The sequence below is a fragment of the Autumnicola musiva genome (assembly GCF_031846585.1).
Classification (GTDB): Bacteria; Bacteroidota; Bacteroidia; order Flavobacteriales; family Flavobacteriaceae; genus Autumnicola; species Autumnicola musiva.
On record NZ_JAVRHK010000064.1, the window covers coordinates 1 to 1,153 of the forward strand.

At 32.3% G+C, this 1,153-nt stretch carries 1 protein-coding gene; it reads right to left on the bottom strand.

Going from position 1 to position 1,153, the window contains the following annotated elements; genetic code table 11:
• Positions 1-135: 135 nt before the first annotated feature.
• A complete protein-coding gene (locus tag RM539_RS19830) occupies positions 136-1,014 on the bottom strand; it encodes a hypothetical protein (protein ID WP_311505157.1) in 879 nt (292 codons plus the stop codon).
• Positions 1,015-1,153: the final 139 nt, after the last annotated feature.

Genomic DNA, 1,153 nt, shown 5'->3' on the forward strand with positions numbered 1-1,153 from the left:
CAACGGCTGCGGTTATCGCAAGTTGCGGGAGTAGGGACGCGGACTTGTCGGCTTAACCTTTTTCTTTCCTGGTTACTAAAATTACACTTTTTCTAGGATACCCGTAATTTGAGATGAACCGCTGTTGGGCATAGTTTAAAATGGTAACTCGTTCCCCTCTATAGCGATGTCAATAATATCAATAAAAGGTATGTCTTTTAGAGCGTTTTTCACTTCTGTTGTAGTAGGTGGATAGGTTTCCCCATCAATTACTAAATCAATAAGAGTTTCATATCTATCTTCTAATTTCTTAGAGTATTGTAATTTAAAAAAACTGAGTTCTACATTTTGACTGTAAATTCTTGATTTTAATTCTGTATAAAATAGCCCTTCATCAATTTTTTCATTTGTGAAAATTTTAAGTTTGAAAGGTTCGCTCCTTTGGGACTTTTTCATCCTACTTGAAGTTTTAATTCCCATAATTTTTGATTCTAAACTTTCAAATCTTTCCAATAGATATTTTTCAAAATTCTTTTCGGGATTTTGAGATATAGATTCAGTTAGAACCTTACTTTGAGCGGCATTGTAAACAGGATTATCTTTAAATGTTTTATCTTTTATAGCTTCTTTTATCATTAAATTTAATGATAATCGCAGCTCTTTTACTCCCAACATATCATTCTTATAAAATATTGTCCTTTGATCAATTATATCAAATGGTAATTGTGTTCCTTCTTCGCAAATGTGTATAATTGGCTTTAGAGAAGAATGTCTTACAGCTACCTCATACATTACATTTGAATTTACGCCAGTTAAATTTGCAATAACCAAATCGTCATAAATAATCCTTTTCATTATTTGATTGTTTATAGAACCGGATGAATTAATTTCGTGTGCTGCAACAACACTATCAAATTTGAATTCATTTTCTAATATTGGTCTTAAAACTGTATTAATTAATCCATCAGTACTTCTTCTGATTTGAGAATCGTTCTTTCCAATAGGAGTTATAATAAAACATTTCTTTTCTGCCATAGATCTTGAATTAAATTATGCCCAACGTCCCGTATAAAAACAGTGCTGCGGGTGAGCGTGATTATCCGCAGGACAATCGGCTAAGAAAGAGAGCACGATGTTTCGATTTGAGACAGGTTCAAGCATTGTTTTTATATAG

What these genes read in the sequence shown, in the direction of transcription:
- RM539_RS19830 (WP_311505157.1), bottom strand. Translation starts at nt 1,014, where the DNA reads ATGGCAGAAAAGAAATGTTTTATTATAACTCCTATTGGAAAGAACGAT.